6 protein-coding genes are annotated in these 12154 nt (G+C 63.5%); 5 read left to right on the top strand and 1 reads right to left on the bottom strand.

Annotated elements, in window-relative coordinates; translation table 11 throughout:
- Positions 1 to 38 precede the first annotated feature (38 nt).
- Positions 39 to 2972 (bottom strand): bifunctional [glutamate--ammonia ligase]-adenylyl-L-tyrosine phosphorylase/[glutamate--ammonia-ligase] adenylyltransferase, encoded by a 2934-nt coding sequence (glnE, locus tag APH34_RS22685; RefSeq protein WP_054903031.1) that lies wholly within the window; start codon positions 2970 to 2972, stop codon positions 39 to 41.
- Positions 2973 to 3355: 383 nt separating this feature from the next.
- Between glnE and aceE the strand changes: the two genes are divergently transcribed.
- The 5 genes from aceE (at position 3356) to APH34_RS22660 (ending at position 12137) form a co-directional block, all read left to right on the top strand.
- A complete protein-coding gene (aceE, locus tag APH34_RS22680) occupies positions 3356 to 6001 on the top strand; it encodes a pyruvate dehydrogenase (acetyl-transferring), homodimeric type (RefSeq protein WP_054903030.1) in 2646 nt (881 codons plus the stop codon).
- A gap of 13 nt (positions 6002 to 6014) precedes the next feature.
- Entirely contained in the window at positions 6015 to 7664 is a 1650-nt protein-coding gene (gene aceF, locus APH34_RS22675; protein WP_054903029.1) for a dihydrolipoyllysine-residue acetyltransferase, read from the top strand.
- A 328-nt stretch (positions 7665 to 7992) separates the two neighbouring features.
- Positions 7993 to 10683: a bifunctional diguanylate cyclase/phosphodiesterase gene (locus APH34_RS22670; RefSeq protein WP_054903028.1), complete on the top strand. Its 2691-nt coding sequence runs from the start codon at positions 7993 to 7995 to the stop codon at positions 10681 to 10683.
- A 158-nt stretch (positions 10684 to 10841) separates the two neighbouring features.
- The gene (gene msrA, locus APH34_RS22665; RefSeq protein ID WP_054903027.1) at positions 10842 to 11510 is read left to right on the top strand and encodes a peptide-methionine (S)-S-oxide reductase MsrA; all 669 of its coding nucleotides are present in this window, start codon (positions 10842 to 10844) and stop codon (positions 11508 to 11510) included.
- A gap of 3 nt (positions 11511 to 11513) precedes the next feature.
- Entirely contained in the window at positions 11514 to 12137 is a 624-nt protein-coding gene (locus APH34_RS22660; protein ID WP_054903026.1) for a glutathione S-transferase, read from the top strand.
- The last annotated feature ends 17 nt before the right edge of the window (positions 12138 to 12154 follow it).

Raw genomic sequence — 12154 nt, 5'->3', positions numbered from 1 at the left:
ATGTGGCGGACAGTGTACCACCGAGGCTCCATTGGGCCTCAAGTCAGCCCCAACTGCCCCCAGATCCGCCGCACTTGGCGGCGCTCATCGGCAAACTGCGCTGCATCGATCACCCCGGCCTGCTTCTGCAAGGCCTGGCGGTGTGAGGCCGAACGAAATGCCTTGTACACCTCACGCAGCAGGATCGCATCGCTGGCCGGCATCAACCCTGCCTGCTCCAGCTCTTCCAGAATGCGGATGTTATCGGTCCATCGGAGTATGGCCGGATGGTCGTGCGACCAGGCCAAAGCAGCGTATTGCACCATAAATTCGATATCGACGATACCGCCTGCATCTTGCTTGATGTCGAACGCTACTCCCGCATCGAAGGCATTGGCCGCCGTGCCGGCAGCGGTGGCTTTAGTGCCCAGGTTGCCGCGCATCTTGGCGCGCATCTCACTGACTTCGGCACGCAGTTTGTCCAGGTCTCGGGGCTGCCCCAGCACCTTGGCCCGCACGCCCTCAAACGCTGCTGCCACCTGCTTGCAGCCCACCAACACCCGCGCGCGCACCAAGGCCTGGTGCTCCCAGGTCCATGCCTCGTTCTGCTGGTAACGTTCGAACGCACCGAGCGAGCTGACCAGCAGCCCCGAAGCGCCCGACGGGCGCAGGCGCATGTCGACATCGTAGAGCTGGCCGGAGTTGGTCTGGGTGGTCAGCAGGTGGATGATGCGCTGGCCCAGGCGGGTAAAGAATTGCGCGCTGTCGATAGGCTTGGCGCCGTCGGTTTCCGCTTGCGGGTCACCATCGTGGATGAACACCAGGTCCAGGTCCGAACCGTGGCCCAGCTCCAGGCCGCCGACCTTGCCGTAGCCGAGGATCACGAAGCCGGGGTCGCACAGGCTGCCGTCGCTGCGTTTCGGCTGGCCGTGGCGCGCCACGGTCTGGCGCCAGGCCAGGGCCAGCACTTGGTCGAGAATGGCCTCGGCCAGCCAGGTGAGGTAGTCGCTGACTTTCATCAACGGCAGGTTGCCGCTGATCTCGGAGGCAGCCACCCGCAGGCTGTGGGCCAGTTTGAAGTGGCGCAACGCCTCCATCTGTTGCTCCAGGTCGTCCTCGGGGATACGCGTCAGCCGTTCACGCAGCTCGGCGGCCAATTCTGGCGCCAGCGGCGGGCTGAAGAGCCGGCCTTCGTTCAGGAGCTCGTCGAGCAGCAGCGGATAGCGAGCGATCTGCTCGGCGATCCACGGGCTGGCGGCGCAGAGGGTCAGCAGCCGGCGCAGGGCACCGGGGTTTTCGGTGAGCAGCACCAGGTAGGCCGACCGACGCGCCACTGCTTCTACCAAGGGCAGTACACGCTCCAGCACCAGGTCCGGGTTGTCGTGTTCCACCGCCTGGGCCAGCAGCCGGGGGATAAACGCATCCAGGCGCTCACGGCCAATGCGCTGCATCGAGCGCAACTGCGGGCTGGCACGCAACCCGGCCAGGCGGCGTAAGGCTTCGCCAGGCTGCTGGAAACCGGCCTCCTCCAGCTGACGGCCAGCGGCTTCCTCATCCTGCGCTTGCTCCCACAGCGGCGACCATTCGCCACCGACCACCAGCTCGCCTTCGCCCTCCTCGTCATCCGGGTCGGCAATGACTTGGCGGAAATGCCAGTCGACACGCCCGCGCCAGTAGGTCAGTTGGTCGTGAAAGCCCTGCCAGTCGGAGAAACCGAGAATATAGGCCACCCGCTCTCGGTCGATGTGGTCTTCCGGCAGCATCTGCGTCTGGCGGTCGGCAATGGCTTGGATGGCATGTTCGGTGTAGCGCAGAAACTCATAGCCTTCGCGCAATTCGGTAACCACGGCCGGCGGCAGGTACCCCTGGCCCTCCAACGTTGCCAGCACCTTGAGCAAGGGCCGCTGCTGCAGGCTCAGGTCGCGCCCGCCGTGGATCAGCTGGAAGGCCTGGGCAATGAACTCCACCTCGCGAATGCCACCGGCGCCCAGCTTGATGTTCTCGGCCATGCCCTTGCGCCGCACCTCCTGCTGGATCAGCTGCTTCATGGTGCGCAGCGCTTCGATGGCGGAGAAGTCCAGGTAACGGCGGTAGACGAACGGTCGCAGCATGTCCTGCAACACCGCGCCTGCGGCCTGGTCACCGGCCACCACCCGCGCCTTGATCATGGCATAGCGCTCCCAGTCGCGCCCTTGGTCCTGGTAGTACTGCTCCAGCGCATTGAAGCTGAGTACCAGTGCCCCGGCCGAGCCATAGGGGCGCAGGCGCATGTCGACGCGGAACACGAAGCCATCGACGGTGACCGGGTCGAGCGCCTTGATCAGGCGCTGGCCCAGGCGGGTGAAGAACTCCTGGTTGTCCAGCGAGCGCTTGACCCCTTCGGTTTCGCCACCTTCGGGGAAGGCGAAGATTAGGTCGATGTCCGACGAAAGGTTGAGCTCGACCGCCCCCAGCTTGCCCATGCCCAGCACCACCATGTGCTGCGGCTCGCCGCTGCGATTGCCGATCGGCGTGCCGAACTGCTGGCAGTGGCGCGGGTACAGCCACTGGTAGGCTTCGTCGATGGCCGCATCGGCAAGGTCGGACAGGTCGCGGCAGGTCTCGCCCAGTTCGGCCTGCCGGGTGATGTCGCGCCAGATGATGCGCAGCTGCTGGCGGTTGCGCTCACGGCGCAGGTTGCGCGCCAGCTCGTCTTCCCCCTGCGCTGCCTGGGCCGCGGCGGCGATGTGCCCGCGCAGCTCGCCCGGGGCATAACGGCGGTCTACCTCGCCACTTTCCAGCAACCCGAACAGCATGGCCGGCTCCCGCTGGGCCAGGCCCAGGACGAAGTCGCTGGCGGCGGCAACCTGATCGAACTGTTGCCGGTGCGCCGGGCTCCAAGCGTTCAGGTCAAGGTGTGGATGGCTAGCCAGCGCATCGAGCAGAAACTGCTGATTACGCGCGACCAGCGGTTGCAGGGTGGCAGGCAGTTCGAGCGGCAAAGGCAGGCGCATGGTCTATCCTTGATCGGCGTGAAAGTGAGGGGAAAAAGCGGCCACGAGGAAACTGGACCACGGTTGGACTGTCGTACAAAAGTTGGAAATAGCTGAAAAAAACGAATCATTGGCAAGAAACATCAAGAATCACCTGATCGCGACACAACGCCAACCAACATGAACGTTTTTCCTCACAAGCCAAGGTGCGACCAAACGTCACATTTGTGTAGTTTTACTACTACCCCGACCGTGCAAAAGCATGAAATGCGAAAGCAAATGTAGTAAAACTACACGCCGCCGGGTCACACTCCGGTAATCCAAGAATTCACGACGTCTGCCCATAAGGCCAGTCGCAAACTCAGGCCCCCGATTCTGGTGGCCTTTCCGCCCTGGAGCAAGCCATGCAAGACCTCGATCCAATCGAAACCCAGGAATGGCTGGATGCCCTGGAGTCGGTCCTCGACAAAGAAGGCGAAGACCGCGCTCATTACCTGATGACCCGCATGGGCGAGCTGGCCACCCGCAGTGGCTCCCAGCTGCCGTACGCGATCACCACGCCATACCGCAATACCATCCCTGTCACCCACGAAGCACGCATGCCTGGCGACCTGTTCATGGAACGCCGCATTCGCTCGATGGTGCGTTGGAACGCGCTGGCCATGGTGATGCGCACCAACCTGAAAGATTCGGACCTGGGCGGCCACATTTCCAGCTTCGCCTCCAGTGCCACCCTGTATGACATCGGCTTCAACTACTTCTTCCAGGCCCCGACCGAAGAACACGGCGGCGACCTGATCTTCTTCCAGGGCCACGCTTCGCCAGGCGTTTACGCCCGTGCCTTCATGGAAGGCCGCATCAACGAAGACCAGATGAACAACTTCCGTCAGGAAGTGGACGGCAACGGCCTGTCTTCGTACCCGCACCCGTGGTTGATGCCTGACTTCTGGCAGTTCCCGACCGTTTCGATGGGCCTGGGCCCGATCCAGGCGATCTACCAAGCACGCTTCATGAAGTACCTGGAAGCCCGCGGCTTCATCCCGGCCGGCAAGCAGAAGGTCTGGTGCTTCATGGGCGACGGCGAGTGCGACGAGCCGGAATCCCTGGGCGCAATCGCCCTGGCTGGCCGCGAGAAGCTGGACAACCTGATCTTCGTCATCAACTGCAACCTGCAGCGCCTCGACGGCCCGGTTCGCGGCAACGGCAAGATCATCCAGGAACTCGAAGGCGTGTTCCGCGGCGGTGGCTGGAACGTCAACAAGGTCGTCTGGGGCCGCTTCTGGGACCCACTGTTCGCCAAGGACACCAACGGTGCCCTGCAGCGCCGCATGGACGAAGTCATCGACGGCGAGTACCAGAACTACAAGGCCAAAGACGGCGCCTACGTGCGTGAGCACTTCTTCAACACCCCAGAGCTCAAGGCCATGGTCGAAGACCTGTCCGATGACGAAATCTGGAAGCTCAACCGTGGTGGCCACGACCCGTACAAGGTCTATGCGGCCTACCACCAGGCGGTCAACCACAAAGACCAGCCGACCGTCATCCTGGCCAAGACCATCAAGGGTTACGGTACCGGTGCCGGCGAAGCCAAGAACACCGCGCACAACACCAAGAAGGTCGACGTCGACAGCCTGCGTCACTTCCGTGACCGCTTCGACATCCCGGTCAAGGATGCAGAGCTTGAGAACCTGCCGTTCTTCAAGCCTGAGGAAGGTTCCGCCGAGGCTAAGTACCTGGCCGAGCGCCGCGCCGCCCTGGGTGGTTTCGTGCCGCAGCGCCGTGCCAAGAGCTTCAGCGTGCCGACCCCGCCACTGGAAACGCTGAAAGCGATCCTGGACGGCTCGGGCGACCGTGAAATTTCCACCACCATGGCCTTCGTGCGTATCCTCGCGCAACTGGTCAAGGACAAGGAAATCGGCCAGCGCATCGTCCCGATCATCCCGGACGAAGCCCGTACCTTCGGTATGGAAGGCATGTTCCGTCAGCTGGGCATCTACTCGTCGGTCGGCCAGCTCTACGAGCCTGTCGATAAAGACCAGGTGATGTTCTACCGCGAAGACAAGAAGGGCCAGATCCTCGAGGAAGGCATCAACGAAGCCGGCGCCATGTCGTCGTTCATCGCTGCCGGTACCTCGTACAGCTGCCACAACCAGCCGATGCTGCCGTTCTACATCTTCTACTCGATGTTCGGCTTCCAGCGTATCGGCGACCTGGCCTGGGCCGCTGGCGACAGCCGTACCCGTGGCTTCCTGATCGGCGGTACCGCCGGCCGTACCACCCTCAACGGTGAAGGCCTGCAGCACGAAGACGGTCACAGCCACATGATGGCGGGCACCATCCCGAACTGCCGCACCTACGATCCGACCTACGGCTACGAGCTGGCGGTGATCATCCAGGACGGCATGAAGAAGATGACCGAAGAGCAGCAGGACATCTTCTACTACATCACCGTGATGAACGAGTCCTACCAGCAGCCAGCCATCCCGGCCGGTGTCGAGGAAGGCATCATCAAGGGCATGTACCTGCTCGAGGAAGACACCCGCGATGCCGCGCACCACGTACAGCTGATGGGCTCCGGCACCATCCTGCGCGAAGTTCGCGAAGCGGCGAAGATTCTGCGTGAAGAGTTCAACGTCGGTGCCGACGTGTGGAGCGTCACCAGCTTCAACGAACTGCGCCGTGACGGCCTGGCCGTAGAACGCGCCAACCGCCTCAAGCCTGGCCAGAAGCCACAGCAGACGTATGTCGAGCAGTGCCTGGCCGGCCGCAAAGGCCCGGTCATCGCTTCTACCGACTACATGAAGCTGTTCGCCGAACAGATTCGCCAGTGGGTACCGAGCAAAGAGTTCAAAGTCCTGGGTACCGATGGTTACGGTCGCAGCGACAGCCGCAAGAAGCTGCGTCACTTCTTCGAAGTCGACCGTCACTTCGTGGTGCTGGCTGCCCTGGAAGCCTTGGCTGACCGTGGCGAGATCGAACCGAAGGTGGTGGCCGACGCCATCGTCAAGTTCGGCATCGATCCGGACAAGCGCAACCCACTGGACTGCTGAGGAGTATTTTTAAGTGAGCGAACTCATTCGCGTACCTGACATCGGCAGCGGTGAAGGTGAAATCATCGAGCTGTTCGTCAAGGTCGGTGACCGTATCGAGGCAGACCAGAGCCTGCTGACCCTGGAGTCCGACAAGGCCTCCATGGAAATCCCGGCTCCCAAGGCCGGCGTCATCAAGGAACTGAAGGTCAAGCTGGGCGATCGCCTGAAAGAAGGCGACGAGCTGCTGGTCCTGGAAGCCGAGGGCGCTGCGGCGTCCGAGGCGCCTGCCGCAGAACAGAAGGCAGAGGCCCCGGCGCCTGCCGCAGCGGCCGCTGAAAAGCCAGCTGCCGAGGCCGCCCCAGCGCCGGCTGCCGCCCCTGCTGCGGCCAGCGTGCAGGACATCCACGTGCCGGATATCGGCTCGTCGGGCAAGGCCAAGATCATCGAAGTACTGGTCAAGGCCGGCGACACCGTCGAAGCCGACCAGTCGCTGATCACCCTGGAGTCCGACAAGGCCTCCATGGAGATCCCTTCGCCCGCCGCTGGCGTGGTCAAGGAAGTGATTGCCAAGCTGGACGACGAAGTTGGCACCGGTGACCTGATCCTCAAGCTGGAAGTCGCCGGCGCCGCCCCGGCCGCAGCGCCAGCACCGGCCGCGGCTGCACCGGCCAAGGCTGAAGCTGCTCCGGCTGCTGCACCTGCCGCTGCCGCTCCGGCTGCTGCCCCGGCTCCGGTTGCTAGCGCACCGGCTGCCGGCAGCAACGCCAAGGTTCACGCAGGCCCGGCGGTGCGTCAGCTGGCCCGTGAATTCGGTGTCGAGCTGGGCGCGGTCACCGCGACTGGCCCGCACGGCCGTATTCTCAAGGAAGACGTACAGGTCTACGTCAAGTCGGTCATGCAGAAGGCCAAGGAAGCACCGGCAGCTGCCGGCGCGACTGGCGGCGCTGGCATCCCGCCGATCCCGGCCGTGGACTTCAGCAAGTTCGGCGAAGTGGAAGAAGTGGCCCTGACCCGCCTGATGCAGGTCGGTGCTGCCAACCTGCACCGCAGCTGGCTGAACGTGCCGCACGTTACCCAGTTCGACTCCGCCGACATCACCGAGCTGGAAGCCTTCCGCGTGGCGCAGAAGGCCGTGGCCGAGAAGGCTGGCGTCAAGCTGACCGTGCTGCCGCTGCTGCTCAAGGCCTGCGCCTTCCTGCTCAAGGAACTGCCGGACTTCAACAGCTCGCTGGCACCCAGCGGCAAGGCCATCATCCGCAAGAAGTACGTGCACATCGGCTTTGCCGTGGACACCCCGGACGGCCTGCTGGTCCCTGTGATCAAGAACGTCGACCAGAAGAGCCTGCTGCAATTGGCTGGCGAAGCTGCGGCCCTGGCTGAAAAGGCACGCACCAAGAAGCTGTCGGCCGACGACATGCAGGGTGCCTGCTTCACCATCTCCAGCCTCGGCCACATTGGCGGCACCGGCTTCACGCCGATCGTCAATGCGCCTGAAGTGGCGATCCTTGGTGTGTCCAAGGCGACCATGCAACCGGTCTGGGATGGCAAGGCCTTCCAGCCGAAACTGATGCTGCCGCTGTCGCTGTCCTACGATCACCGCGTGATCAACGGCGCCGCCGCCGCGCGCTTCACCAAGCGCCTGGGCGACGTGCTGGCGGATATCCGCACCCTGCTGCTGTAACACGCAGCCAGCCTGCCTCCCTTCGGGGGGCAGGTACCCTTTTCGAGCTGCCACGCTCGTACCTCAACCCCGTCATTTGGCGGGGCTTTTTTTGCCTGTGAGGGCCTCATCGCCGGCACGCGGCTCCCACGGAAAAAGCAGTGCCCCTATTGCCGCCGATTGGTCTGCACACCATCCCCAAAGCGGCAGCAACCTACAGTTTCCAACCCCGCAGCCGAAAACATATAGATGACGCCCACACGGCTGCTTGCCAGCCCTCGGGACATGATGCAACCTTGCCAGATGCGCCGCCGCCCAGGCCGCGTCCCCCTCTTCAAGCGAGTCCTCGATGAAAAGCCAACCCGATGCCGCCAGCCGTGTGGCGGCCGAGGTCGTCACGCAGCTTCCCGTGCCCTCGCGGCTGGGTATGCTGCGTTTCGAAAGGCTCAACGAAGCCACCTGGGCAATGCTCTACCTGGACCCGGCCTGCGAGCGCCAGTTTGGCCTGCCCGCTGCCGAGCTTTGCGCGCTGGTCGACTCGCCCTATGCCAGCCTCATGGAACCCGAGGCCCGCTACAAACTGCACGACGAAATCCAACGGCAACTGGCCACGCGTGGTTACTACCGCGTACGTTACACCCTGCATGCCCAGCCGCGTTCGCTGTGCCTGCTCGAAGCCGGTGAGGCCTACAAACAGCATAATCGCCAACTGCTGCGCGGCTTTCTGACGGTGCTCGAACACCAGGCCGAAGATGAAGGGGAGCTGGACGCCAACGACCTTGAGTCGCGCAACAATCGCCTGCAACTGGCCCTGCAGCTCAACCAGCGTGCCCAGCAGGAGCAGCTCGAACACCTGGACCGCGTGCGCGGCCAGCAGGACCTGATCCTGCGCCTCGCCCGCCAACGCTACAGTGCAGAGAACTCACTGCTCGAAGCCGCCCAGCTGATCACCCGCAGCGCCTGCGAAATCTACAAGGTCGATTGCGCCAGCATCTGGTACCTGGAAGACCAGCGCCTGGAGCCGATCAGCGCGTGGTTCCGGCTTGAGCAGGCGCATCGTCTGCCCGAGCCCATCGACGCCAGCCGCTTTCCCGATTACCTCGACGCGCTGCACGCCAGCCGCGCCATCGACGCGCACAACGCCAACCACGACCCGCGTACCCGCGAACTAGCGGCCAGCCTGTATGGCGACAACAACGCCATGCTCGATGCCAGTATCCGTGTCGATGGTCAGGTGATCGGCGTGCTGTGCCTGGAGCAGACCGGCCAGCCACGGGCTTGGCAATCGGACGAAATCGCCTTTGCCGGCGAGCTGGCCGACCAGTTTGCCCAGGTCATCACCAACCACAACCGGCGCACCGCCGCCAGCGCGCTGCACCTGTTCCAGCGCGCCGTAGAGCAGAGCGCCAGCGCGTTTCTGCTGGTCAACCGCGAAGGCGTGGTGGAGTACGTCAACCCAAGCTTCACCGCGATCACCCAATACAGCACCGATGAGGTCCAAGGCCATCACCTGGCCGAGCTGCCAGCGCTGGAAAACCTCAGCGAGCTGCTGTTCGACACGCCGTCGAGCCTGGCCATGGGCAACAGCTGGCAAGGTGAATTCAAGAGCCGGCGCAAGAACCTCGAGCCCTATTGGGGGCAGCTGTCGATTTCCAAGGTGTATGGCGACAACCGTGAATTGACCCACTACATCGGTATCTACGAAGACGTCACGCAAACCAAGCTGGCCCAGCAACGCATCGAACGCCTGGCCTACACGGACAACCTGACCAACCTGGGCAACCGTCCGGCGTTCATCCGCAGCCTTGACGAACGTTTCGCCCGCGACGGCGACAACCCGATCTGCCTGCTGCTGGTGGACATCGACAACTTCAAGCGGATCAACGACAGCCTCGGCCACCAGACGGGCGACAAACTGCTGGTGAGCCTGGCCCGTCGCCTGCGCAACAGCCTCAGTAGCAGTGGCGTACTTGCCCGCTTTGCCAGCAACGAATTTGCCGTGCTGCTCGACGACACCAGCCTGGAAGACGGCCAGGGCGTCGCCCTGCAATTGCTGCGTACCCTCGACAAGCCGATGTTCGTCGACAACCAGCTGATCAACGTCACCGCTTCGGTGGGGCTGGCCTGCGCGCCGCTGCATGGCAGTGACCCGACCACGCTGATGAAAAACGCCGGCCTGGCGCTGCACAAGGCCAAGGCCAACGGCAAGCACCAGGTGCAGGTGTTCACCGAGGTGCTCAACGCCGAAGCCAGCTACAAGCTGTTCGTCGAGAACAACCTGCGCCGCGCCCTGACCCAGAACGAGCTGGAGGTGTTCTACCAGCCCAAGCTGTGCCTGCGCAGTGGCCGGTTGCTGGGGCTGGAAGCGTTGCTGCGCTGGAACCATCCCGAGCGCGGCATGATCCGCCCGGACCAGTTCATCAGCGTGGCCGAGGAAACCGGCCTGATCATCCCCATCGGCAAATGGGTGGTGCGCCAGTCCTGTCGCATGAGCCAGCAACTGCGCGAAGCCGGCATGGGCAACCTGCACGTGGCCATCAACCTTTCGCCCAAGCAGTTTTCCGACCCCGACTTGGTGGCTTCGATTGGCTCGATCCTCAAGGAAGAAGCGCTACCCCCTCACCTGCTGGAGCTGGAGCTGACTGAAGGCCTGTTGCTGGAGGCGACCGAAGACACGCACCGCCAGCTCGACGAACTCAAGGCCCTGGGGCTTACCCTGGCCATGGATGACTTCGGCACCGGTTACTCGTCGTTGAGCTACTTGAAGAAATTCCCGATCGATATCATCAAGATCGACCGCAGCTTCATCAACGAGATCCCAGACAACCAGGACGACATGGAGATCACTTCGGCGGTGGTGGCCATGGCCCACAACCTCAAGCTCAAGGTGGTGGCCGAGGGAATCGAGACGCCGGAGCAGCTGGCATTCCTGCGTCGGCACCGCTGTGATGTGGGCCAGGGCTACCTGTTCGACCGGCCGATTCCCGGGCGAGAGCTTGCGGAAAAACTCAAGCGCTACCCGCGCGGTCCAATGGCCTGACAGCGGCTGCAAGCTCGGGCACTATAGAGCCCATTCGGGCCTCATCGCGGGGCGAGCCCGCTCCCACAAGTTCGCGTCTGAACACCAATCCTGTGGGAGCGGGCTTGCCCCGCGAAGGGCTCAACACCTATCCAACTGAAAAACACAGAGGAACGGCCATGGTCCTGCGTTCAGAAATCCTGGTGAACAAAAACGTCCTACCGACTGCGGAACAGGCCCTGCCTGGCCGCGAAACGCCAATGTCCCTGCCCGAATTCCACTATGTGTTCGAAGGCACCCCCCTGCTCGGCCCATTCTTCGAAGGCAACATCGACTTCGCCATCTTTGGCCTGGGCTGCTTCTGGGGTGCCGAACGCCGCTTCTGGCAGCGAGAAGGGGTGGTCAGCACCGTGGTCGGCTACGCCGGCGGCTTCACCCCCAACCCCACCTACGAAGAGGTCTGCTCGGGCCTGACCGGCCACACCGAAGTGGTGCTGGTGGTGTTCGACAAGGACAAGGTCAGCTACCGCGAGCTGCTGGCAATGTTCTGGGAGTTGCACAACCCGACCCAGGGCATGCGCCAGGGCAACGATGTGGGCACGCAGTACCGCTCGGCCATCTACTGCACCTCCCCGCAACAGCTAGAGGAAGCCAAAGCCAGCCGCGACACCTTCCAGGCGGAGCTGAACAAGGCCGGCTTCGGTGAAATCACCACCGAGATCGACCAGGCACCGACCGTGTATTTCGCCGAGGCCTATCACCAGCAGTACCTGGCCAAGAACCCGGATGGCTACTGCGGGATCGGTGGCACTGGCGTGTGCCTGCCGCCCAGCCTGCAGGGCAACTGATCCATGACCACGATGACGCTGTTCCATTCGCCGCTGTCGCCCTTTGTGCGCAAGGTGATGGTGGTGCTCCACGAAACCGGCCAGCTCGACCGGGTCGCGCTGCAGCCTGTGAACATCAGCCCGGTCAGCGGCGACGAGCAGCTCAACCAGGACAACCCCATTGGCAAGATTCCAGCCCTGCGCCTGGCGGACGGCACCGTGCTGCACGACAGCCGGGTGATCTGCGAATACCTGGACCTGCAGCATGTCGGCCTGCCGCTGCTGCCGCGCGAAGGTTCCGCGCGTTGGCGGCGCATGACCCTGGCGTCGCAAGCCGATGCGATCATGGATGCGTCCGTGTCGAGCCGCTATGAGCACTTTCTGCGTCCTGAGGACAAGCGCTGGGATGGCTGGCTCACGGCCCAGAGCGGGAAGATACGCCGCAGCCTGGCCAACCTGGAGCAGGAGCACCTGGCGGAGCTGATATCGGGCTTTGATCTGGCTGCGATCGGTGTGGCCTGCGCGCTGGGGTACCTGGACTTGCGCCAGCCTGATTTCGGCTGGCGGGAGCACCAGCCCGGCTTGGCGGCGTGGTATGCCGAGGTGAGCAAGCGGCCTTCGATGATTGCGACGGCACCGGTGGCCTGACGGGCGTCTTCGCGGGG

Source organism: Pseudomonas sp. NBRC 111131, from assembly GCF_001320525.1.
GTDB classification, from domain to species: domain Bacteria; phylum Pseudomonadota; class Gammaproteobacteria; order Pseudomonadales; family Pseudomonadaceae; genus Aquipseudomonas; species Aquipseudomonas ceruminis.
The sequence above is the reverse complement of the archived record's forward strand: the minus strand, read 5'-3'. Positions and strand labels throughout refer to the sequence as shown.

Bases quoted from the DNA above. Each gene is read 5' to 3' on its own strand.
- APH34_RS22660 (WP_054903026.1), top strand. From the start codon at position 11,514: ATGACCACGATGACGCTGTTCCATTCGCCGCTGTCGCCCTTTGTGCGC.
- glnE (WP_054903031.1), bottom strand. From the start codon at position 2,972: ATGCGCCTGCCTTTGCCGCTCGAACTGCCTGCCACCCTGCAACCGCTG.
- APH34_RS22670 (WP_054903028.1), top strand. From the start codon at position 7,993: ATGAAAAGCCAACCCGATGCCGCCAGCCGTGTGGCGGCCGAGGTCGTC.
- msrA (WP_054903027.1), top strand. From the start codon at position 10,842: ATGGTCCTGCGTTCAGAAATCCTGGTGAACAAAAACGTCCTACCGACT.
- aceE (WP_054903030.1), top strand. From the start codon at position 3,356: ATGCAAGACCTCGATCCAATCGAAACCCAGGAATGGCTGGATGCCCTG.